Genomic DNA, 20,548 nt, shown 5'->3' on the forward strand with positions numbered 1-20,548 from the left:
ACCCTAGGCTCGCCCGCATGCCGGTCACCATCCCTTCGGGGCTGCAGTCGCGCCGTGCGCTCGGGGAGGACTGGGCGCGCTGGCTCGACCGGCTGCCGCGACTGACGAGCGAGCTGCTCGCCGACTGGGGGCTGCGCCCGGACGGGGACCCGCTCCACGGCTGGTGCTCGCTGGTCGTCCCGGTGCGCGACGCCGACGGCCTCACCGGGGCGCTCAAGATCAGCTTCGACGGCGACGAGGAGTCCCTCCACGAAGGGCTGGCGCTGCAGCACTGGGGCGGGAGCGGTGCCGTCCGGCTGCGCACGGCCGACCCGCGCAGGCGCGCACTGCTGCTCGACTGGCTCCCCGGGCCCGACCTCACCGACGCGTGGGACGTCGAGGCGTGCGAGGTGGTGGGCGAGCTCTACACCCGGCTCCACATCCCCGCCCTGCCGCAGCTGGCGAGCGTCACGTCGTACGTCGAGCGGTGGCTGAGCGAGCTCGAGGCGCTCGGCCTCGACATCCCGGTGCCGCGGCGCTACGTCGAGCAGGCCCTGTCCCTCGGCCCCGACCTCCTCGCCACCGATGCGCCCCCGGTCGTCGTCCACGGCGACCTGCACTACGCCAACGTGATGGCCGACGAGACGGGGGAGTGGCGCGCGATCGACCCCAAGCCGATGGCCGGCGACCCCCACTACGAGCCGGCGCCGATGCTCTGGAACCGGATGGAGGAGCTCAGCGGCCCGCTCGCGGTCGGGTCGGTGCGCGACGGGCTGCGCCGGCGCTTCCACGCGCTCGTCGACGCGGGCGGCCTCGACGAGTCGCGCGCCCGTGACTGGGTCGTGGTCCGCATGGTGCTCAACGCCGGCTGGACGGTGCAGGACGCCCAGGGGGCCGGGCGCCGGCTGACGGGTGACGAACGGGACTGGATCACCCGCTGCATCGCGGTGATCAAGGCCGTGCAGGACTGACGGGAGCGTCTCGGCCCTGCGCGCGGGGCCGCGACGCGACGGCCCACGGACGTGTCCCGCGATCGCGTCGGAGTGGGTCGAAAGTCGGAAAGTCGGCGGCAGGACTGGACATTCCCCCCATTTGCTACCGCTCGGTAAACGCAGTGATCTAGGTTACAGCCCACACGTCACCAGCATCCCCCTCCAGCACGCCCCCCAGCATCCCCTGTGGCGCCCGCCGCCACGTCCCGACGAATGAGTAGGTAACAGATGCCGACCACGATCGACACGGCCTTCCTCGACCAGATGCCGCCCAACGTCGCCGTGCAGTTCTTCGACCGCGTGAGCGCCACTCCCGACGCCGAGGCGTTCCGCTTCCCGCGGGGGGAGGCGTGGGAGTCCGTCACCTGGAAGCAGGCGGGCGACAAGGTCGAGGCGCTCGCCGCCGGCCTGATCGCGGTGGGCGTCGAGCCCGAGCAGCGCGTCGGCATCGCCTCCGGCACGCGCTACGAGTGGATCCTGGCCGACCTCGCCGTCATGTGCGCGGCCGGGGCGACCACCACCGTCTACCCGACCACCAACGCCGAGGACACCGTCTACATCCTCGCCGACTCCGAGAGCCGGGTGGTCTTCGCCGAGGACGACGAGCAGGTCGCCAAGCTGACCGCGCACCGCGGCGAGCTGCCCCACGTCACCAAGGTCGTCGTCTTCGACGGCGCCACCGACGGCGACTGGATCATCTCCCTCGACGACCTCGCCGCGCTCGGCGCGGAGCGGCTCGCCACCGAGCCCGACGTGGTGCGTACGACGTCGCAGGCCATCCGTCCCGACCAGCTCGCCACCCTCATCTACACCTCCGGCACGACCGGACGCCCCAAGGGCGTGCGGCTGCGGCACTCGTCCTGGGTCTACGAGGGCGAGGCGATCCGCGCGCAGGGCATCCTCGGCCCCGACGACCTCGAGTTCCGCTGGCTGCCGATGGCGCACTCGTTCGGCAAGGTGCTGATGTCGACGCAGATGGCGTGCGGGTTCGCCGCGGCGATCGACGGTCGCGTCGACAAGATCGTCGACAACCTGGGCGTGGTGAAGCCGACGTTCATGGGCGCCGCGCCGCGCATCTTCGAGAAGGCCCACGGCCGGATCGTCACCATGCAGGCCGCCGAGGGTGGAGCCAAGGAGAAGATCTTCAAGAAGGCCTTCGAGGTCGGTCTCGACGTCGAGCGCCGCAAGCGCGAGGGCAAGCCGGTGCCGCTGGGCCTCAAGGTGCAGCACGGCCTGTTCGACAAGCTGGTGTTCAGCAAGATCCGCGACCGGTTCGGCGGAAACGTCCGCTTCTTCATCTCCGGCGCCGCCGCGCTCAACCGCGACATCGCCGAGTGGTTCGGCGCCGCCGGCATCACCATCCTCGAGGGCTACGGCCTCACCGAGAGCTCGGCGGGGTCCTTCGTCAACCACCCCGACGACAACAAGTTCGGCACGGTCGGCTCGGTCTTCCCGGGCAGCGAGGTCAAGCTCGGCGAGAACGACGAGGTCATGATCAAGGGCCCCGGCATCATGGACGGCTACCACAACCTTCCCGAGGAGACCGCGAAGACGCTGACCTCCGACGGCTGGCTGCACACCGGTGACAAGGGCGCCATCGACGAGGACGGCCACCTGGTCATCACCGGGCGGATCAAGGAGCTCTTCAAGACGTCCGGCGGCAAGTACATCGCCCCGCCGGCGATCGAGTCGAAGTTCAAGGCCGTGTGCCCCTACGCCAGCCAGTTCATGGTGTTCGGCGACGAGCGCAACTACTGCGTCGCGCTCGTCACCCTCGACCCGGACGCCATGGCCGGCTGGGCCGAGGAGAACGGCATGAGCGGGGCCTCCTACACCGAGATCGTCACCTCCGACGCGGTGCAGAAGATGGTCGGCGACTACGTCGAGGAGCTCAACAGCCACCTCAACCGCTGGGAGACCATCAAGAGGTGGCGGCTCCTCGACCACGACCTCACCATCGAGTCGGGCGAGCTGACCCCCTCCATGAAGGTCAAGCGCAACGTGGTGCAGGACAACCACCGCGCGATCATCGAGGAGATGTACGCCTGACGGATCCGGCGCGCCCGGCCGCGGGCGCACGCGCGTACTGGTGAACGGGTGCCGGTGGGAGACCACTGGCACCCGTTCGCACGTGGCCCACATGGTTGGATACCGGCGTGCCCCCCGCCCAGCCCGACGGCGACGTCGCCCCCGAGGACGGCCTGCTGCCCGACGAGGCGTGGGCCCAGTTCGGCACCAAGCCGTTCGGTCTCTACGTCCACGTCCCGTTCTGCTCGGTGCGCTGCGGCTACTGCGACTTCAACACCTACACCGCCGAGGAGCTCGGTGACGAGGTCGGCGCCGGCCGCTCGTCCTACGCCGAGGCGGCGATCCGCGAGATCCGGTTCGCCCGCCAGGTGCTCGGCCACCGCGACGTCAAGATCGACACCATCTTCTTCGGCGGCGGCACGCCGACCCTGCTCAAGCCGGCCGACCTCGGCGCCGTGGTGGCCAGCGCGGCCGCCGAGTTCGGCCTGTCCGACGGCATCGAGATCACGACCGAGGCCAACCCCGACAGCGTCGCCGTCTGGGACCTCGAGGAGCTGCGCACCGCCGGCTTCAACCGGATCTCCTTCGGCATGCAGTCGGCCGTCGACCACGTGCTGCGCACCCTCGACCGCACCCACGACCCGATGCGGGTGCCCGCGGTCGTCGAGTGGGCGCGCCGGGCGGGCTTCGACGACGTCAGCCTCGACCTGATCTACGGCACGCCGGGGGAGTCGCTGGCCGACTGGGAGACCTCCGTCGACGCCGCCCTCGCCTGCCGTCCCGACCACGTATCGGCCTACTCGCTCATCGTCGAGGAGGGCACCGCGATGGGCCGCCAGGTCGCCCGCGGCGAGCTGCCGATGCCCGACGAGGACGACCTCGCCGACAAGTACCACCTCGTCGACGAGAAGCTCTCGTCCGCGGGGATGAGCTGGTACGAGGTGTCCAACTGGGCGACCTCGCCCCAGCACTGGTGCCGCCACAACCTCCTCTACTGGACCGGCGGGCACTGGTGGGGCGTCGGGCCGGGGGCGCACTCGCACGTCGGCGGTGTCCGCTGGTGGAACGTCAAGCACCCGGCGGCCTATGCCGCGCGGCTGGCCCGCGGCGTCTCGCCCGCCCTCGCTCGCGAGGTCCTCGGCTACCAGGACCAGCGGGTCGAGCGGATCCTGCTCGAGATCCGCCTCGTCGAGGGACTCCCGGTCTCCGCGCTCGAGGCGACCGGCCGCTCGCAGGTGGCCCGGCTCGTCGCCGACGGCCTCGTCGAGCTGGCCACCGAGCGCCTCGTGCTCACCCAGCGCGGCCGTCTCCTCGCCGACGCCATCGTCCGCGACCTGGTGGACTGACCCGCCGCTCCCGCTGACGGTTCATCAAGGTATGCAGCCCAGCAGGCACTTCCCTCGATCAGTTCACGCCGGGAAGTGCGGGTTCGCCTGCATACCTTGATGAACCATCGTCACGGGAAATACGGCTACGGCGCTGTCGTGAAGTCGATGAGCTCCTCGACCCGGCCGAGGAGGGCCGGCTCGAGGTCGGCGTAGGAGCTCACCCGGCCGAGGATGTGCTTCCAGGCGCGGGCGATGTCGGCCTGGTCGCGGTGCGGCCAGCCGAGCTGCTGGCAGGTGCCGGTCTTCCAGTCGATGCCGCGGGGGACGCTGGGCCACGCCGGGATCCCGAGCCGGTCGGGCTTGACCGCCTGCCAGATGTCGATGAACGGGTGCCCGACCACCAGGACGTGCTTGCCGATGGGGGAGCGGGCGATGCCTTCGGCGATCCGCGCCTCCTTCGAGCCGGGCACGAGGTGGTCGACCAGTACGCCGACGCGGCGCTGCGGGCCGGGCCGGAAGTCGCGCAGGTGCTCGGCGAGGTCGTCGACGCCGCCGAGGTACTCCACCACCACGCCCTCGATGCGCAGGTCGTCGCCCCAGACCTTCTCGACCAGCTCCGCGTCGTGGCGGCCCTCGACGAAGATGCGGCTCGCTCGGGCGACGCGGGCCGGTGCGTGGGGCACCGCCACCGAGCCCGACGCCGTACGCGTGGGGGCGGCGGGCGCGCCGGCGCGGACGGGTCGGGTGAGGATCACCGGCTTGCCCTCGAGCAGGAAGCCGGGGCCGAGCGGGAAGGTGCGTCGCTTGCCGCGGCGGTCCTCCAGCGTGAGGGTGTCGATGTCGCGGTCGACGGCGACGACCTCGCCGCACCAGTCGGTGGTGACCTCCTCGACGACCATGCCGAGCGCGGTCGGCACCTCGGTGGCGCGACCGTTGCGAGGCGCGCGCCAGTCACCGGAGAGGACGTCGGTTCCGTAGCGATCCTGAGGCACCGGACCACGGTAGGGGCCCGACGCCCCGAGGTGGGGGTGGCACGCCGAGCGGTCGTCAGCCACCACCCGCGACACCGCACCTGACGGGGCTCAGCCCCCGGCGATGCCGGCGCCCTGGGCGCCGTCGCCACTGTTGGCGTCGTCGCCGGTCTCCCCGCCGTCCCCGCTGTCGCTGTTGCCCAGGTCCTCCTGGGTGGCGTCCATCTCGAGCTCGTCGCGGCTCTTGGTGGCCTCGTCGTCGGGGTCGAGCGGCTCGGCCAGCGGGTTGTCCTCGCCCGGCTGGAGGTCGTCGGGGAGCTGGTCGTCGGAGATGCCGCCGAGGGTGGCCTCGTCGGGCGACGCGGTGCCGCCGGAGTGGTCGGAGTCGGCCGGGCTGGTGCGGCTGCCCGCCTTCGGCGTGTCGGTCGACTCGGTGTTGTCGGTCTGGGACTCGCTGTTCTCGCTCATGCACCAGTCCTACTGGCCCGGCGCCGCCGAGACCAGCCCCCGCGGGGTGGGGGCTCAGATGAGGGGCAGTCGCTTCTGGCTGCGGGGCAGGTGCTCGTAGCCCAGCCGAACCGCGCTCACCAGCCACTCCGGGTCCCACGGCCACTCCCCGGCGGCGAGGGCCTCGGACTGCGGCACGCCGCGGCCGGCGAGGTCGCGGATGGTCTCGGCGATCACGCCGAGCTCGAGTCGCTGGTCCTGCACGAACGCCTTGTCCACCACCGCGCCGTGCCCGGGCACGACGACGGTCGCATCGGTCATCAGGCCCAGGACCAGGTCGAGCGTGAGCGGCCACTCCAGCGGCCAGGAGTCGTCGCCGATGAACGGCGGGTCGGACTCCTCGACCAGGTCGCCGCCCAGCAGCACGTCGGCATCGGGCACGCGGACGACGAGGTCGCCGGCGGTGTGCCCGCGCCCGGGGTGGATCAGCTCGACCGCCCGGTCGCCGAGGTCGAGCTGGACGGCGGAGGAGAAGGTGCGGGTGGGCAGCCGGAGCGTGGTCGCCAGCACCTCGTCGCGCCGCGGGTCGTCGGCGTCCTGCTCGAACTTCTCGAAGGTGCGGGCCGCCGACTCCTCCATGTGCTCGGCCGCCCAGTCGGTGGCGTGGATGGGCAGGTCGCCGAACTGCTCGACCATGGTCGCGTTGCCGAAGTGGTGGTCCCAGTGCTCGTGGGTGTTGACCAGCGCGGTGAGCGGTCCGGCGCCGAGCCGGCGTACGTCGTCGGCGACCACGCGCGCCTGCGCGGTGGACCCGTGGGTGTCGACCATCAGCAGGCCGTCGGAGCCGCCGACGAGGGTGATGTTGACGTGCATCCAGTCGTAGTGCGCGACCCACACGCGCGGGGCGACCTCGGTGAACCGCGGGGTGTCGTCGGGCATGGGCGCGAGCCTACGGAGTGCGAGTAGTCTTGGCACTCAGGGCGAACGAGTGCCAGAAACCGGATCCGATGCGAGAGGAGAGCAGATGGTCGACGACCGCAAGCTCGACGTGCTCCGCGCGATCGTGGAGGACTACGTCGCCACCGAGGAGCCGGTCGGGTCCAAGGCGCTGGTCGAGCGCCACGGACTGGGCGTCTCACCGGCCACGGTGCGCAACGACATGGCCGCGCTGGAGGAGGAGGGCTACATCCACCAGCCCCACACCAGCGCCGGGCGGGTGCCCACCGACAAGGGCTACCGGCTCTTCGTCGACAGGCTCGCCACGCTCAAGCCGATGAGCGCAGCCGAGCGGCGCGCGATCGCCACCCTCCTCGACGGGGCGGTCGACCTCGACGACGTGGTGCAGCGCTCGGTGCGGCTGCTCAGCCAGCTGACCCGGCAGGTCGCCATCGTCCAGTACCCCACCCTCTCCCGCTCGACCGTGCGCCACATCGAGCTGGTGTCGCTGACCCCGACCCGGGTGATGGTGATCCTCATCCTGAGCACCGGCCGGGTCGAGCAGCGCCTCGTCGAGCTCGACGAGCCCAAGGTGGACAGCGACCTCGCCGAGCTCCGCGTGGCGGTCAACCAGGCCAGCTCCGGCGTGCAGATCGCCGCGGCCGCCGCCGCGCTCGCCGACCTCCCGGACGGACTGCGCCCCGAGCAGGCCGACTCGGCCCGGGCGATCGTGCGCGTGCTCACCGAGGCGATGTCCGACCACCGCAGCGACGAGCGGGTCGCCGTGGGCGGCACCGCCAACCTCGCCCGCTACGGCGACTTCGACACCGCCGTCCGTCCGCTCCTCGAGGCGCTCGAGGAGCACGTCGTGCTGCTCAAGCTGCTCGGGGAGTCGGGCGTCGACGCGCTGACGGTGCGCATCGGCCACGAGGGCCCCTACTCCGAGCTCGCGGCCACGAGCGTCGTGGCCACCGGCTACGGCCCGCAGGAGCTGCACCTCGGCTCCCTCGGCGTGGTCGGCCCCACCCGCATGGACTACCCCGGATCCATGGCAGCCGTGCGCGCGGTCGCGCGCTACGTCTCGCGGATCCTCGATGAAGGAAACCAGTGACCCAGGATCCCTACGACATCCTCGGCGTCTCGCGCGACGCGAGCGCCGACGACATCAAGAAGGCCTACCGCAAGCTCGCGCGGCAGCTCCACCCCGACGTCAACCCCGACCCGGCCACGCAGGAGCGCTTCAAGGACGTCTCGCGCGCCTACGAGGTGCTGAGCGACCCCGGCAAGCGTGCCGCGTACGACCGCGGCGGCGACGCGTTCAGCCAGGGGTTCGGCGCCGGGCAGGGCTTCAGCTTCACCGACATCATGGACGCGTTCTTCGGCGGCGGTGCCGCAGGCGGCGCGCAGACCCGCGGCCCGCGCTCGCGCGCCCGGCGCGGCCAGGACGCGCTGATCCGGCTCGACGTCGAGCTCGCCGAGGCCGCCTTCGGCGTGACCCGCGACCTCAAGGTCGACACCGCGCTGCGGTGCGAGGCCTGCCACGGCGAGGGCACCGCGCCCGGCACCAAGCCGGTCACCTGCGAGACCTGCCACGGTCAGGGCGAGGTCGCGGTCGTGCAGCGCTCGTTCCTCGGCGAGATCCGCACCCTGCGCCCCTGCGCGGCCTGCCGCGGCTACGGCTCGATCATCCCCGACCCGTGCCGTGAGTGCTCCGGCGACGGCCGGATCCGCTCCCGGCGCACGCTGACGGTCAAGATCCCGGCCGGGGTCGACCACGGCACGCGCGTGCAGCTCACCGGTCAGGGCGAGGTCGGTCCCGGCGGTGGCCCCGCGGGCGACCTCTACGTCGAGATCCACGTCGAGCCGCACCCGACCTTCACCCGTCACGGCAACGACCTGCACACCACGATCTCGCTGCCCATGACCGCGGCCGCCCTCGGCACGCACCTCACGCTGCCGCTGCTCGAGGCCGACCTGCCCGCGTCGTCCGAGGAGTCCTCGGAGACCGTGACGACCTACGACGTCGACATCCGTCCCGGCACGCAGTCGGGCAGCGAGCAGGTGATCCGCGGCTTCGGCGTGCCCAGCCTGCGCGGCGGTCGCGGCGACCTCGTCGTCAGCATCGCCGTGGAGACCCCCACCCGTCTCGATCCCCGCCAGGAGGAGCTGCTGCGCGAGCTGGCCGCCATCCGCGGCGAGGAGCAGCCCGACGGCAAGAACGAGGCGCCGCACAAGTCGATGTTCGGCCGGCTCCGCGACGCCTTCCAGGGCTGAGCCGGGGTGTCGCTCCCGGTCCATCTCGTCGAGTCGCTGGACGGAGCAGCGCCCGGCACGCTCGTCGAGGTGAGCGGCGACGAGGCGCACCACGCGGTCGCCGTACGCCGGCTCCGCGAGGGTGAGCGGGTCGTCCTCACCGACGGCCGGGGCACCTGCGCCACGGGGTCGGTTGCGTCGACGGGCAAGCGGGTCTTCGCCGTCACTGTCGAGGACGTCTCCCACGACGAGCGCCCCGAGCCGGCCATCACCGTCGTCCAGGCGCTGCCCAAGGGCGAGCGCGGCGAGCTCGCCGTCGAGGTGCTCACCGAGGTCGGCGTCGACCGCATCGTCCCGTGGGCCGCGTCGCGCTCGGTGGCGGTGTGGAAGGGCGAGCGGGCGACGAAGTCGCACGCGAAGTGGCAGGCCACCGCCCGCGAGGCAGCCAAGCAGTCGCGCCGGTCGTGGCTGCCCACGGTCGCCCCGCTGGCGACCACGGCCGACCTGGCGGCCCTGGTCACCGCGGCCGACCTCGCACTGGTGCTGCACGAGGACGCCACCTTGCCCCTGGGTGCGCTGGAGGTCCCCGAAGCAGGCCGGATCGTGCTCGTCGTCGGACCGGAGGGCGGCATCAGCCCCGACGAGCTCGCGGTGCTGGCCGACGCCGGCGCCCACGTCGTACGCCTCGGGGCCGAGGTGCTGCGCACGTCCACCGCCGGGGTCGTCGCCGTGGCCGCGGTGCTCGCCCGCACCAACCGCTGGGCCTGACGGCGCGTCCGACAGGACGAACCCGCCGGGCGGGCGTACGACAGCGCCTCCCGGCGTACGACCTCGGCGACTTCCTCCTGTCCGACACGCGCGGGACGCATCGGCCGGCCGCGCGGGACGCCGCCCGGGTGACGGCTACTTGACCGTGATCGTCTTGGTGTCGACGGCCGGGCCGGGGCCCTCGGTGCCACCCGTGGGGTCGTCGGTCTCGCACTGGACCACGACCTCACCGGAGACGTCGCCGAGCGGCAGGTCCACCTCGAACGGGAAGAGCCGCTTGTCCATCCAGGCCTCTGCCCGGTAGCCCTCGAGCGCGATCTCCGTGCCGCCCTGCAGGAGCCGGCACGGCCCACTGGCCTCGAAGGAGTTGGCGACCCCGGTCACGGTCAGGGTGTCGCCGGTGACCGTGTCGCCCTCGGCGGGCGAGGTGATGCTGACCAGGTTGAGGGTGCGCAGGGCGTTGGCCGCGGTGAGCTCGCGGTCGGTGCGGAGGCCGAAGAGCAGCGGCTCGGCGTCCGGGCGGCGGACGACCACGGGCACCCGTTCCTGCTGCACGCCCTGCAGCGTGTAGACCAGCTGCTGGAGCGCGAGGCGGGCGTCGCGCCGCGACATCCCGTCCGGGCGGTCGGTGAACCCGTCGGCGGGCACCTCCACGAGCAGCACACCATCGGTCGCCCGCACCGAGGAGATCTCCACCCCCGGCCAGAGCGTGCGGTAGTCGGGGTCGGCGGGCTGGCCGCCGCCCGCGACCAGCCGGGCCGCCTCGGTGAGCGGGTCGCCCTGCACCCGGTGGAACTCGCGGAACAGCACGGTGCGCCCGCCCGGTCCGTCGCCGGCGAAGTAGACCGGGACGGCCGTGCCGGCAGCGGAGGGCGCAGACGGCGACCCGGACGACCCGGACGGTGACCCCGACGAGGTGGGGGACCCGGTCGGCGACCCCGGGGAGGACGGCTGCGCGTCGTCGGTCGCGGTGGGCTGGCTCGCCTCTCCGGAGACCGGGGCGGGGTCGGCGCTGCACGCGGCCAGCGACAGGGTGCTCGCCACGACGACGGCGGCCGCGCCGACCCAGCGTCGTACGGGTCCGGGGGAGGTCATGGCGCTCACGGTAGTGGGGCCGACGGCCCGGACGACGGGTCACACGCCGCCCACGGGCACGCCCGGGCAGACCCTAGGCTGGGGCGATGAGCACCACGTCCGACGACTGCGTCTTCTGCCGGATCGTCGCCGGGGAGATCCCCGCCGAGGTCCTCGCCCGCAACGACCACGCCATCGCCATCCGGGACCTCCACCCGCAGGCGCCCTTCCACGTGCTGGTGGTCCCGGTGGAGCACCACGAGAACGCCGCCGCCTCCGCGGCCGCCGACCCCGCCGTCATCGGTCGGCTGGTGTCCCTCGCCGACGAGGTGGCGCGGGCGTCGGGCAACGACGACTACCGCCTGGTCGCCAACACCGGTGCGGGCGCCGGCCAGACGGTCTTCCACACCCACCTCCACGTGCTCGGCGGCACCTCGCGGCTGTCCGAGTCCCTCGTCTGACCCCCGCGTCGCCCCTCGCGCGGGCGCCGTCGCGGGGCGGGGCGACAACGAGGTGGGCCGGACGCCTCCCGGTCGGTAGCATGGGAGGGCTCCGCCATCGACCCGGAAGGCCGCCCGACACGGGCATCCATGACTGCGACGAACCAACCCGGCACCCCACAGGACCGACCCACCCACACCGTGGTCGTCCCCAACAGCATCGACATGGTCTCCGTCCTGGGGCCCGGTGACGAGCACCTCCGGCTGATCGAGCGGGCCTTCGAGGCCACCGTGCACGTGCGCGGCAACCGGATCACGCTTGCCGGGGAGTCCGCCGAGGTGGCGACGGCCGAGCGGCTCCTCGACGAGATCGTCACGCTGGTGCGCACCGGCCAGGGCGTCACCGGCGAGACGGTCGAGCGGATCATCCAGATGCTCCGCACGGAGACGCAGGAGCGGCCGGCCGACGTGCTGAGCCTCAACATCCTGTCCAACCGCGGACGCACGATCCGGCCCAAGACGCTCAACCAGAAGCGCTACGTCGAGGCGATCGACAAGAGCACCGTCACGTTCGGCATCGGCCCCGCCGGCACCGGCAAGACCTACCTCGCGATGGCCAAGGCCGTGCAGGCCCTGCAGGCCAAGGAGGTCAACCGGATCATCCTGAGCCGGCCGGCCGTCGAGGCGGGGGAGCGGCTCGGGTTCCTGCCCGGCACGCTCAGCGAGAAGATCGACCCCTACCTGCGCCCGCTCTACGACGCGCTGCACGACATGGTCGACCCCGAGACGATCCCCAAGCTGCTGGCCGCCGGCACCATCGAGGTCGCCCCGCTGGCGTTCCTGCGCGGCCGCTCGCTCAACGACTCGTTCATCATCCTCGACGAGGCGCAGAACACCACGCCCGAGCAGATGAAGATGTTCCTCACCCGGCTCGGCTTCGGCTCGCGCATCGTCGTCACCGGCGACACCAGCCAGGTCGACCTGCCCTCGGGCACGCAGTCGGGCCTGCGCGTCGTGGAGGGCATCCTCGACGGCGTCGACGACATCACGTTCTGCCGCCTCACCGGCACCGACGTCGTGCGCCACCGCCTGGTGGGACGCATCGTGGAGGCCTACGAGGTCTTCGACGCCGAGCGCGAGGCGACCCGCCCCGGTCCGAGGACCGGCGCGCCGAAGTCGGGCCCGCAGGCGGGCCCGAAGTCCAGCGGCGCGACGTCCGGCCCGCGGAGCAAGCGATGAGCATCGAGGTCCTCAACGAGTCCGGCCAGGAGGTCGACGTGCGCCGCCTCTCGCAGCTGGCGCGCTTCGTGATGGACCAGATGCGCGTGCACCCGCAGGCCGAGCTGTGCATCAAGGCCGTCGACGAGGACACCATCGCCGAGCTCAACGGCCAGTGGATGGAGAAGGAGGGGCCGACCGACGTGCTCGCCTTCCCGATGGACGAGCTGCGCCCCGGCAAGGTCAACGAGGAGCCCGAGGAGGGCGTGCTCGGCGACCTGGTGCTGGCGCCGGCGGTCGCCGGGCGGCAGGGCGAGGAGGCCGGTCACGGCCGCGAGGCGGAGATCGACCTGCTGACGGTGCACGGCATCCTGCACCTCCTCGGCTACGACCACGCCGAGCCCGAGGAGCACGCGGTGATGTTCGGTCTCCAGGGCGAGCTGCTCGACAAGTGGCGTTCCACCGCCGATCCCGCCTGACATGACCGCTGACATCTGGCAGCTCGGCTCGGCCGCCCTGCTCGTCGTCCTCGCGGGCCTGTTCTCCGCGGCGGACGCGGCGCTGGGGGCGTTCTCCCGGGCGCGTGCCGAGGAGCTGAAGGCCGAGGGGCGACCCGGCGCGGTGCGCCTGGTCAAGCTCCTCGACGACCCCGCGCGCTACCTCAACACGGCGCTGCTGATGCGCCTGCTGTGCGAGATCAGCGCCATCGTCCTGGTGGCCACGTGGGCGCGCGACGCCTACCAGGGCTCGCCCGTCCCGACGTTCCTCACCACCATCGGCGTGATGCTGGTCGTCTCGTTCGTCGTCATCGGCGTCGCGCCGCGCACCGTGGGTCGCCAGCACGACGTACGCGTGGCGCTCGCCTCGGCGGGCCCGCTCTCCCTCGTCACGACGATCCTCGGCCCGATCCCGGCGCTGCTGATCCTGCTCGGCAACGCGATCACGCCCGGCAAGGGATTCAGCGAGGGCCCGTTCTCGACCGAGACCGAGCTGCGCGAGCTCGTCGACCTCGCCGAGGCCGGCGCGATCATCGAGTCCGGCGAGCGGCGGATGATCCACTCGGTCTTCGAGCTCGGCGACACGATCACCCGCGAGGTGATGGTGCCGCGCCCCGACGTGGTCTACATCGAGCGCCACAAGAACATCCGCCAGACGCTCTCGCTGTTCCTGCGCAGCGGCTACTCCCGCATCCCGGTGATCGGCGACAACCTCGACGACATCGTGGGGATGGCCTACCTCAAGGACCTGGTCCGCCGCGACTTCGAGGCGCCCGACGTGGAGTTCACCCAGCGCGTCGACGAGGTGATGCGCCCGGTGCACTACGTCCCCGACTCCAAGCCGGTCGACGACCTGCTGCGCGAGCTGCAGGCCCGGCGCCAGCACATCGCCGTCGTGGTCGACGAGTACGGCGGCACGGCCGGGCTGATCACCATCGAGGACGTCCTGGAGGAGATCGTCGGGGAGATCACCGACGAGTACGACGACGACGAGGTGGAGGTCGAGCACGTCGAGGGCGGCGCCATCCGCGTCTCCTCGCGCTACCCGGTCGACGACCTCGACGAGCTGGTCGGCTTCGCGGTCGAGGACGACGACGTCGACAGCGTCGGCGGCCTGATGGCCAAGCACCTCGGCAAGGTGCCGATCCCCGGGTCCGTGGTGGAGTGCCACGGCCTGCGGCTGGAGGCCGAGCGCGCCACCGGACGTCGCAACAAGATCGAGACCGTCCTGGTCACGGTGCTCGCCGACGAGGAGCAGGGGGCCGAGGACGACCACCCGGTCACCTCGGCGGGACGCTCGGGCGCTCACTAGGGTGCTGCCATGAGCAACGACCGGCCCGCCGGCTCCCCGGACGCGCTGAGCGCCGAGGACGCCAAGCTGGTGACCCTCGCGCGGGCGACCCGGGCGAGGGCACGCGCCGACGAGGGAGCCGCGGTGCGCGACCTCGACGGCCGCACCTACGCCGCGGCGAGCGTGCGGCTCGAGCACCTCTCCCTCTCCGCGCTGGAGGTGTGCGTGGCGATGGCGCTCTCGTCGGGGGCGAGCGGCCTCGAGGCGGCGGTGGTGCTCCTCGACGGCGACCCCGGCCTCGACGCGGTCCGCGACCTCGCCGGCCCGGGCGTGCCCGTCCACGTGGGCGACGCCCGCGGAGACCTCGCCCGCACCCTCGCCACCTGAGGACCCCGGCCGATCGGCCCGTGAGCCTCGCGGACGTCGCCTCGTCTCGCTAGCGTGGGCGCGTGCGCACCCCCGTCGGATGGGCCGAGCACGCCGCTGGGACGGCGAGGCTCGTCGCCTCGTACGCCGCGGTGCCGCCCGGCGCCCCGGTCCGCCTGGCCAAGCGCACGAGCAACCTCTTCCGCGGCCGTTCCGACGCCGGCCCGGGTCTCGACGTCTCCGGGCTCACCGGCGTCATCGAGGTCGACGGCGACGTCGCCGAGGTACAGGGCATGTGCACCTACGAGCACCTCGTCGAGGTGACGCTGGCGCACGGCCGCATCCCGCTCGTGGTCCCGCAGCTGCGCACCATCACGCTCGGCGGCGCGGTCACCGGGCTCGGGATCGAGGCGACGAGCTTCCGCAGCGGCCTGCCCCACGAGTCGGTCCTCGAGATGGACGTGCTCACCGGGGCCGGCGAGATCGTGACGACCAAGCCCGGCGACGAGCTGTTCGACGCGTTCCCCAACTCCTACGGCTCACTGGGCTACGCCACCCGGCTGCGCATCGAGCTCGAGCCGGTCCCGTCGTACGTCGCGCTGCGCCACGTGCGCTTCGACGGCCCCGCCGCGCTCGCCGACGGGGTCGGGCAGGTCGTCCGCGACCGGGCGTGGCAGGGCGAGCGGGTCGACGCCCTCGACGGGGTCGCGTTCGCGCCCGACGAGCTCTACCTCACCCTCGCCCGGTGGACCGACGCCCCCGGCCCGACCAGTGACTACACGGGCCGGCAGGTCTTCTACCGCTCCCTGCAGCAGCGCTCCACCGACCGGCTCACCGTCCACGACTACCTCTGGCGCTGGGACACCGACTGGTTCTGGTGCTCGCGGGCGTTCGGGGCCCAGCACCCGGTGGTGCGCCGGGTGTGGCCGCGCCGGCTGCGCCGCTCCGACGTCTACTGGAAGCTCGTCGCGCTCGACCGCCGCCTCGGCGTCGCCGACCGGCTCGACCGACGTGCGGGCCGGCCGCAGGGCGAGCGCGTCGTGCAGGACGTCGAGGTGCCGGTCGAGCGGCTCGCGGAGTTCCTCGACTGGTTCGACCGCGAGGTCGGGATGCGGCCGGTGTGGCTGTGCCCCCTGCGGCTGCGCCGTTCGGGGGAGGCCGACGGCGAGCGCCCGTGGCCGGGCTACCCGCTGAGCGCCGGCACGACCTACGTCAACGTGGGCTTCTGGGGGATCGTCAACGTCGGGCCGGAGGCCCCCTCGTCGCCCCGCAACCGCGCCATCGAGGCGAAGGTCTCCGAGCTCGGCGGCCACAAGAGCCTCTACTCCGAGGCCTTCTACCCGCCCGACGAGTTCGACCGCCTCTACGGCGGCGCGCAGCTGGCCCGCGTCAAGGCCGTGCACGACCCCGACGACCGGCTGACCTGCCTCTACGACAAGGTGGTGCGACGACGATGACCAGCTCCGACCTCGGCTCGGGCGCGCGTGGACGGATGTCCATCGGCGACGCCATGGACCGGCTCGTGCGGGGAGGGCTGCCGCTGCTCTTCACGGCCTACGACGGCAGCAGCGCCGGCCCGCCCGACGCCGGCGTGGGGATGCACCTGCGCAGCGAGCGCGGGCTCGCCTACGTGATGACGGCGCCGGGCGACCTCGGCCTGGCCCGCGCCTACGTCAGCGGCGACCTCGACCTCTCGGGCGTCCACCCCGGCGACCCCTACGACGCACTGGCGCTGCTCAAGGACCACACGCGGTTCCGGGTGCCGACGCCGTCCGAGGCGCTGCACATCGCCCGCGACCTCGGACTCGCCCACCTCCGACCGCCGGCCCCGCCGCCGCAGGAGCACCTGCCGCGGTGGCGGCGCGCGGTGGAGGGGCTGCGGCACTCGATGACCCGCGACGCCGAGGTCATCGCGCACCACTACGACGTGTCCAACCGCTTCTACGAGATGGTGCTGGGGCCCTCGATGGCCTACACGTGCGCCCTCTACGAGACACCCGACGCGACGCTCGAGGAGGCGCAGGCGGCGAAGTTCGAGCTGGTCTGCCGCAAGCTCGACCTCCGTCCCGGCCAGCGCCTGCTCGACGTGGGCTGCGGCTGGGGGACGATGGTCCGCCACGCGGCCCGCGAGCACGGCGTACGCGCGCTGGGGGTGACGCTGTCGCTCGAGCAGGCCCAGTGGGCCAAGGAGGCCATCGACCGCGAGGGGCTGGGCGACCTGGCCGAGGTGCGCCACCTCGACTACCGCGACGTGGCGGAGACCGGGTTCGACGCGGTCAGCTCGATCGGGCTCACCGAGCACATCGGCGTGCGCAACTACCCGAGCTACTTCCGCCACCTGCGCGACCGGCTCCGACCCGGTGGGCGGCTGCTCAACCACTGCATCACCCGGCGCCATAACACCCGCCGGGAGACCGGGCGGTTCATCGACCGCTACGTGTTCCCCGACGGGGAGCTCATCGCCTCGGGCACGATCATCGCGGCCGCCCAGGACCAGGACCTGGAGGTGCAGCACAGCGAGAACCTGCGCCCGCACTACGCCGCCACGCTCCGCGACTGGAACCGCAACCTCGTCGAGCACTGGGACGAGTGCGTGGCCGAGGTCGGGGAGGGCACGGCCCGGGTGTGGGGCCTCTACATCGCCGGTTCGCGGCTCGGCTTCGAGCGCGACGAGGTCGAGCTGCACCAGGTCCTCGCCACTCGCAACCACGACGACGGCCGCTCCGACTTCCCGATGCGTCCGCACTGGTGAGCCACCGATAGCCTCCTCTGGTGAGCACCCGCGCAGCGCAGTTCCAGGCGACCGTGCGCCGCCGGGAGTCGCTGTCGGACCACCTCGTGCGCCTCGTGCTCGACGGGCTCGACGGGTTCGTCTCGACGGGCGTCCCCGACGAGTGGGTCGGCCTCGTGGTGCCCGGGCAGTTCCAGAGCCGCTACTACACCGTGCGGTCCTTCACTGACGGCGAGCTGACCCTCGACGTCGTCGTCCACGACGTCGGCCTGGTCACCGAGTGGGCGATGCGCGACTGCGTCGGCGACACGGTCACGGTCACGGAGCCCAAGGCGTCGTTCGCCCCGCCTCCCGGTGCCGGGTGGCTGCTGCTCGTCGGCGACCTGACCGCGATGCCCGCGATGGCCCGCATCACCGAGTCCCACCCGGAGCTGCCGACCCGCGTCCTCGCGGAGGTGCCCGACGACCTCGCCGGCTACCTGCCCGCCGACGTCGACGTCACCTGGCTCACCCCGCCCGCCCCCGGTCAGAGCGCGCTGGCGGAGGTCGTGGAAGGCATCGACTGGCCAGAGGGCGAGGGCTACTTCTGGATGGCGGGCGAGTCGGCCCAGATGCGCGCGATCCGCAAGCACCTGATGCGCGAGGTCGGGCTGCCGACCAGCCACTACGACGTGATGGGCTACTGGCGCGCCACGGCCGGGCGCCAGCCGCGCGCCGTCGACCCCGGCCCGATCTGGCGCGCAGGCACGGCAGCAGGAAAGACTGATGAGCAGATCTGGGCCGACTACGACGCCGCCAGGGAGACGACCGATGGCTGACCACGACGAGCCGCACGACGAGCCGCACGACGAGCCGCACGACCAGCCGGACGAGGACGACGACGAGCTGGACGACGAGATGGACGACGAGCTGGACGACGACTTCGACCTCTCCGGGGTCGCCCCGGCCGGCGCGTTCTACGAGGCGCCCGAGGGCTACCGCAGCGGGTTCGCCAGCTTCGTCGGGCGCCCCAACGCGGGGAAGTCGACGCTGACCAACGCGCTGGTGGGCCAGAAGATCGTCATCACGTCCTCCAAGCCGCAGACCACCCGCAACGTCGTGCGCGGCATCGTGCACCGCGACGACGCCCAGCTGATCCTCGTCGACACCCCCGGCCTGCACCGCCCGCGCACCCTGCTGGGCGAGCGGCTCAACGACCTCGTCCGCACGACCTGGGCCGAGGTCGACGTGGTCGCGGTGTGCTTCCCGGCCAACGAGAAGATCGGGCCCGGTGACCGGTTCCTCGTCACCGAGCTGGCCAAGGTGCGCCGCACCGTGCGCATCGCGGTCGCCACCAAGACCGACCTGGTGACGCCCGAGCAGCTCGCCCACCACCTGATGGACATCGCCGCGCTCGGTGAGGAGACGAAGACCGAGTGGGCCGAGATCGTCCCGGTGTCGGCGGTCGCCGGCGACCAGGTCGACCTGCTCGCCGACCTGCTCGTCAAGCTGCTGCCGGAGGGTCCGCCGCTCTATCCCGACGGCGACCTCACCGACGCTCCCGAGGAGGCGCTGGCCGCCGACCTGATCCGCGAGGCGGCGCTCGAGGGCGTGCGCGACGAGCTGCCGCACTCCATCGCCGTCGTGGTGGAGGAGATGGGCCTGCGCGAGGGGCGCCCCGACGACAAGCCGCTGCTCGACATCGTCGCCAACCTCTACGTCGAGCGCGACTCCCAGAAGGGCATCATGATCGGCCACAAGGGCTCGCGCCTGCGTGCCGTCGGGACGGCCGCTCGTCAGCAGATCGAGGCGCTGCTGGGCACCCCGGTCTACCTCGACCTGCAGGTCAAGATCGCCAAGGACTGGCAGCGCGACCCGCGCCAGCTGCGCAAGCTGGGCTTCTGACCGGCTCGCCCGCGCTCAGGCGGGCACCCAGCAGATCCCGTAGCGCTGGCCGGCGGCCCACTGGGCGCGGGTCGGGCTCTCCTGCGACCAGGTGAGGTCGAGCGGGTCGTCGGTGCGGCCGGCGGCGGCGTTGCGGCACACCGGCTCCATCCGGTCGGTGATCGCGGGGCGCCGGGGGAGGCGCTTGCCGGGGATGTCGACGGTGGCGACCGCCCGCCACGAGTGCCTCGCGCTGCACGCGACCCGCTCGAAGCGCGGGGTGCCGGGTGGCGCCGTGGCGCACATCGCGGGGCCCGCCCACCCCGTGGTCCGGCGCGGCAGGCGCAGCAGCCGGCGGGGTGCCGCGACCGCCACGACGTCGCACCGGAACCAGTCGGCGCCCACGTCGGCACGTGCCTGGCTCGGGCTGAACCAGACCGCGCGCACCATCCGCAGCCGCAGCTCGCGGGGCGTACGCCCGAGGTGGGCGGGGAGCCGCCGGGTGCAGGCCCGGCTCATCTGCCGCTGGGCGGCACCGGAGTCCACGCGCCGGGTGAAGCCGGACTTGGTGGTGAGGTCGAGCCGGCCGACGAAGTAGGTCTGGGCGGTGTGCGGCTTGCGGCACGCCACCGGCGCGGTGCGGCCGACCACCGCGACGGCCTGGCGGAAGGTGAGCGCGTGGCACTCGCCGACCTTGGGCCGTGGGCCCGGGTCCGCCCGGGGCTCGCTCCCGGCGGAGGTCGGCGATCCCGAGGGCGTCGGATCGTCGTCGGGCGTGGTCGGCCCCGACGTGCATCCCGACAGCACGAGCGCGGCGGCCGCGGCCACGAGCACGCGCCTCATCCCATCACCAGGGCGGCGATCGTGCCGCCGAGCTCGTACGCCGACTCGCGCTCCGGCTCGCCGACGTCGCCGAGCACCTCGAGGACCGGTGCGCTCTGCCGCCAGCCGAGGGCGCCCACGATCGACTGCACGGAGCGCACCGCCCCTGTCGTGTCGTAGCGACCGTGGACGTAGAGGCCGAACGGCTTCGGGCCGCCGTCGACCGTCGCCGCCGACCCGTCGTCGGTCAGCGCACCGCCGGCCTGCAGGAAGATGGAGTCGAAGAAGTGCTTGAGCGCGCCGCTCATGTAGCCGAAGTTGGCGGTGGTGCCGAGCACGTAGCCGTCGGCGGCCAGCACGTCGTCGGCGTCGGCCTCCAGCGCGGGGCGGACGACCACCTCGACACCCTCGATCGCCTCGTCCGAGGCGCCGGCCACGACCGCCTCGGTCAGCGTGGCGACCGACGGCGTCGGCGAGTGGTGGACGATCAGCAGGCGCGGCACGGGGCTGAGGCTACTCACCCAGCCTGTGCGCGGCGTACCGT

General features: G+C 72.8%; 21 protein-coding genes. 15 read left to right on the forward strand and 6 right to left on the reverse strand.

The window, feature by feature from the left end; genetic code table 11:
• Positions 1-17: 17 nt before the first annotated feature.
• The 3 genes from AC3X7Z_RS17005 to hemW all read left to right on the forward strand — a co-directional run bounded on the left by AC3X7Z_RS17005 (position 18) and on the right by hemW (position 4,345).
• Positions 18-950, forward strand: coding sequence for an aminoglycoside phosphotransferase family protein (locus AC3X7Z_RS17005; RefSeq protein ID WP_489976674.1), 933 nt, complete (start codon positions 18-20; stop codon positions 948-950).
• A 249-nt stretch (positions 951-1,199) separates the two neighbouring features.
• Positions 1,200-3,020: an AMP-dependent synthetase/ligase gene (locus tag AC3X7Z_RS17010; protein WP_186341721.1), complete on the forward strand. Its 1,821-nt coding sequence runs from the start codon at positions 1,200-1,202 to the stop codon at positions 3,018-3,020.
• Positions 3,021-3,127: 107 nt separating this feature from the next.
• On the forward strand, positions 3,128-4,345 hold the full coding sequence (hemW, locus tag AC3X7Z_RS17015) for a radical SAM family heme chaperone HemW (protein ID WP_489976675.1): 1,218 nt from the start codon (positions 3,128-3,130) through the stop codon (positions 4,343-4,345).
• A 125-nt stretch (positions 4,346-4,470) separates the two neighbouring features.
• Here the strand turns inward: hemW and AC3X7Z_RS17020 are convergent, their stop codons facing one another.
• The 3 genes from AC3X7Z_RS17020 to AC3X7Z_RS17030 all read right to left on the reverse strand — a co-directional run bounded on the left by AC3X7Z_RS17020 (position 4,471) and on the right by AC3X7Z_RS17030 (position 6,684).
• Positions 4,471-5,319 (reverse strand): DUF3097 domain-containing protein, encoded by an 849-nt coding sequence (locus AC3X7Z_RS17020; protein ID WP_489976676.1) that lies wholly within the window; start codon positions 5,317-5,319, stop codon positions 4,471-4,473.
• A 90-nt stretch (positions 5,320-5,409) separates the two neighbouring features.
• The gene (locus AC3X7Z_RS17025; RefSeq protein WP_186341724.1) at positions 5,410-5,766 is read right to left on the reverse strand and encodes a hypothetical protein; all 357 of its coding nucleotides are present in this window, start codon (positions 5,764-5,766) and stop codon (positions 5,410-5,412) included.
• A gap of 54 nt (positions 5,767-5,820) precedes the next feature.
• Positions 5,821-6,684, reverse strand: coding sequence for an MBL fold metallo-hydrolase (locus AC3X7Z_RS17030; RefSeq protein WP_489976677.1), 864 nt, complete (start codon positions 6,682-6,684; stop codon positions 5,821-5,823).
• A gap of 85 nt (positions 6,685-6,769) precedes the next feature.
• On the opposite strand from AC3X7Z_RS17030, the gene hrcA reads away from it, so the two are divergent.
• Genes hrcA through AC3X7Z_RS17045 form a run of 3 tightly spaced genes read left to right on the forward strand, consistent with a single transcriptional unit; the run spans position 6,770 to position 9,702 of the window.
• Entirely contained in the window at positions 6,770-7,792 is a 1,023-nt protein-coding gene (gene hrcA, locus AC3X7Z_RS17035) for a heat-inducible transcriptional repressor HrcA (protein WP_489976678.1), read from the forward strand.
• Positions 7,789-8,955, forward strand: a complete 1,167-nt coding sequence (gene dnaJ / locus AC3X7Z_RS17040; protein ID WP_489976679.1) for a molecular chaperone DnaJ — start codon at positions 7,789-7,791, stop codon at positions 8,953-8,955. The genes hrcA and dnaJ overlap by 4 nt, the downstream gene beginning before the upstream one ends.
• 6 nt (positions 8,956-8,961) lie before the next feature.
• Positions 8,962-9,702 carry a 16S rRNA (uracil(1498)-N(3))-methyltransferase gene (locus AC3X7Z_RS17045; protein ID WP_489976680.1) on the forward strand — a complete coding sequence of 247 codons (741 nt, stop codon included), beginning with the start codon at positions 8,962-8,964 and terminating at the stop codon, positions 9,700-9,702.
• 135 nt (positions 9,703-9,837) lie between these two features.
• Here AC3X7Z_RS17045 and AC3X7Z_RS17050 read toward each other — a convergent pair whose 3' ends face one another.
• Positions 9,838-10,797 (reverse strand): Gmad2 immunoglobulin-like domain-containing protein, encoded by a 960-nt coding sequence (locus AC3X7Z_RS17050; RefSeq protein ID WP_489976681.1) that lies wholly within the window; start codon positions 10,795-10,797, stop codon positions 9,838-9,840.
• Between the two features lie 86 nt (positions 10,798-10,883).
• Here AC3X7Z_RS17050 and AC3X7Z_RS17055 point away from each other — a divergent pair, with 86 nt between their 5' ends.
• The 9 genes from AC3X7Z_RS17055 to era all read left to right on the forward strand — a co-directional run bounded on the left by AC3X7Z_RS17055 (position 10,884) and on the right by era (position 19,203).
• A complete protein-coding gene (locus AC3X7Z_RS17055; protein WP_186341730.1) occupies positions 10,884-11,237 on the forward strand; it encodes an HIT domain-containing protein in 354 nt (117 codons plus the stop codon).
• Positions 11,238-11,366: 129 nt separating this feature from the next.
• The gene (locus AC3X7Z_RS17060; RefSeq protein ID WP_489976682.1) at positions 11,367-12,455 is read left to right on the forward strand and encodes a PhoH family protein; all 1,089 of its coding nucleotides are present in this window, start codon (positions 11,367-11,369) and stop codon (positions 12,453-12,455) included.
• On the forward strand, positions 12,452-12,913 hold the full coding sequence (gene ybeY / locus AC3X7Z_RS17065) for an rRNA maturation RNase YbeY (RefSeq protein WP_186341732.1): 462 nt from the start codon (positions 12,452-12,454) through the stop codon (positions 12,911-12,913). The genes AC3X7Z_RS17060 and ybeY overlap by 4 nt, the downstream gene beginning before the upstream one ends.
• 1 nt (position 12,914) lies before the next feature.
• On the forward strand, positions 12,915-14,243 hold the full coding sequence (locus AC3X7Z_RS17070) for a hemolysin family protein (protein WP_489976683.1): 1,329 nt from the start codon (positions 12,915-12,917) through the stop codon (positions 14,241-14,243).
• Positions 14,244-14,252: 9 nt separating this feature from the next.
• Complete coding sequence (locus AC3X7Z_RS17075; protein WP_489976684.1) at positions 14,253-14,609, forward strand: cytidine deaminase; 357 nt, start codon at positions 14,253-14,255, stop codon at positions 14,607-14,609.
• A 62-nt stretch (positions 14,610-14,671) separates the two neighbouring features.
• On the forward strand, positions 14,672-16,045 hold the full coding sequence (locus AC3X7Z_RS17080; RefSeq protein ID WP_186341735.1) for an FAD-binding oxidoreductase: 1,374 nt from the start codon (positions 14,672-14,674) through the stop codon (positions 16,043-16,045).
• Positions 16,042-17,340, forward strand: coding sequence for a class I SAM-dependent methyltransferase (locus AC3X7Z_RS17085; RefSeq protein WP_186341736.1), 1,299 nt, complete (start codon positions 16,042-16,044; stop codon positions 17,338-17,340). Before AC3X7Z_RS17080 ends, AC3X7Z_RS17085 begins: the two co-directional genes overlap by 4 nt.
• A gap of 20 nt (positions 17,341-17,360) precedes the next feature.
• Entirely contained in the window at positions 17,361-18,137 is a 777-nt protein-coding gene (locus tag AC3X7Z_RS17090) for a siderophore-interacting protein (RefSeq protein WP_489976685.1), read from the forward strand.
• A gap of 79 nt (positions 18,138-18,216) precedes the next feature.
• A complete protein-coding gene (era, locus tag AC3X7Z_RS17095) occupies positions 18,217-19,203 on the forward strand; it encodes a GTPase Era (RefSeq protein WP_489976714.1) in 987 nt (328 codons plus the stop codon).
• A gap of 15 nt (positions 19,204-19,218) precedes the next feature.
• Here the strand turns inward: era and AC3X7Z_RS17100 are convergent, their stop codons facing one another.
• Together AC3X7Z_RS17100 and AC3X7Z_RS17105 are read right to left on the reverse strand one after the other, a co-directional pair.
• Positions 19,219-20,025, reverse strand: coding sequence for a septum formation family protein (locus AC3X7Z_RS17100; protein WP_186341738.1), 807 nt, complete (start codon positions 20,023-20,025; stop codon positions 19,219-19,221).
• Positions 20,022-20,507, reverse strand: coding sequence for a flavodoxin family protein (locus tag AC3X7Z_RS17105; protein ID WP_489976686.1), 486 nt, complete (start codon positions 20,505-20,507; stop codon positions 20,022-20,024). The genes AC3X7Z_RS17100 and AC3X7Z_RS17105 overlap by 4 nt, the downstream gene beginning before the upstream one ends.
• Between the last annotated feature and the right edge of the window lie 41 nt (positions 20,508-20,548).

The organism is Nocardioides sp. Z24_21 (assembly GCF_058134345.1).

Coding starts and splice junctions, on each gene's coding strand:
- AC3X7Z_RS17025 (WP_186341724.1), bottom strand. CDS start 5,766: ATGAGCGAGAACAGCGAGTCCCAGACCGACAACACCGAGTCGACCGAC.
- AC3X7Z_RS17010 (WP_186341721.1), top strand. CDS start 1,200: ATGCCGACCACGATCGACACGGCCTTCCTCGACCAGATGCCGCCCAAC.
- AC3X7Z_RS17055 (WP_186341730.1), top strand. CDS start 10,884: ATGAGCACCACGTCCGACGACTGCGTCTTCTGCCGGATCGTCGCCGGG.
- AC3X7Z_RS17005 (WP_489976674.1), top strand. CDS start 18: ATGCCGGTCACCATCCCTTCGGGGCTGCAGTCGCGCCGTGCGCTCGGG.
- AC3X7Z_RS17100 (WP_186341738.1), bottom strand. CDS start 20,025: ATGAGGCGCGTGCTCGTGGCCGCGGCCGCCGCGCTCGTGCTGTCGGGA.
- era (WP_489976714.1), top strand. CDS start 18,217: ATGGACGACGAGCTGGACGACGACTTCGACCTCTCCGGGGTCGCCCCG.
- hrcA (WP_489976678.1), top strand. CDS start 6,770: ATGGTCGACGACCGCAAGCTCGACGTGCTCCGCGCGATCGTGGAGGAC.
- AC3X7Z_RS17085 (WP_186341736.1), top strand. CDS start 16,042: ATGACCAGCTCCGACCTCGGCTCGGGCGCGCGTGGACGGATGTCCATC.
- AC3X7Z_RS17030 (WP_489976677.1), bottom strand. CDS start 6,684: ATGCCCGACGACACCCCGCGGTTCACCGAGGTCGCCCCGCGCGTGTGG.
- AC3X7Z_RS17050 (WP_489976681.1), bottom strand. CDS start 10,797: ATGACCTCCCCCGGACCCGTACGACGCTGGGTCGGCGCGGCCGCCGTC.
- AC3X7Z_RS17070 (WP_489976683.1), top strand. CDS start 12,915: ATGACCGCTGACATCTGGCAGCTCGGCTCGGCCGCCCTGCTCGTCGTC.
- AC3X7Z_RS17060 (WP_489976682.1), top strand. CDS start 11,367: ATGACTGCGACGAACCAACCCGGCACCCCACAGGACCGACCCACCCAC.
- AC3X7Z_RS17075 (WP_489976684.1), top strand. CDS start 14,253: ATGAGCAACGACCGGCCCGCCGGCTCCCCGGACGCGCTGAGCGCCGAG.
- ybeY (WP_186341732.1), top strand. CDS start 12,452: ATGAGCATCGAGGTCCTCAACGAGTCCGGCCAGGAGGTCGACGTGCGC.